Below are 323 nucleotides of genomic sequence, written 5' to 3'. Positions count from 1 at the left end.
TCGCAGGTATCATCGATGTCGAGCGTGACGGATGCCGGCTCGCGCGGGTAGCTATCCATCCATGCGTCGACCAAAATGTAGGTCAGTCGGATCACGTCGCGCAGGCGCGGAGCATTCTCCAGCCGCGACAGCGTCGGTTGGGAACACAGATCGCGGCCCGTGTCCGGCAGCCGTCCGCAGGCCAGCTTGAATGCGGGATCGGACCGCAGATGATCCCCCGCGGGTCACTTCAAATTCCTCCGGGTGTGGTCAGTCAAATTCCTCCACCCGCGAGGCAGGACAAGGGACTGTTAGTTTGAGTTTGTTTCCCGGGCAAGAGCTTC

1 pseudogene is annotated in these 323 nt (G+C 61.3%); it reads right to left on the bottom strand.

Going from position 1 to position 323, the window contains the following annotated elements:
- Positions 1 to 215, bottom strand: a pseudogene (locus tag QJT78_RS52440) (transposase); the annotation flags it as partial.
- Positions 216 to 323 lie beyond the last annotated feature (108 nt).

Origin of the sequence: Bradyrhizobium sp. Mp27 (genome assembly GCF_029953005.1) — a bacterium.
GTDB classification, from domain to species: domain Bacteria; phylum Pseudomonadota; class Alphaproteobacteria; order Rhizobiales; family Xanthobacteraceae; genus Bradyrhizobium; species Bradyrhizobium barranii.
This window is presented reverse-complemented; position numbering and strand designations above follow the sequence as displayed.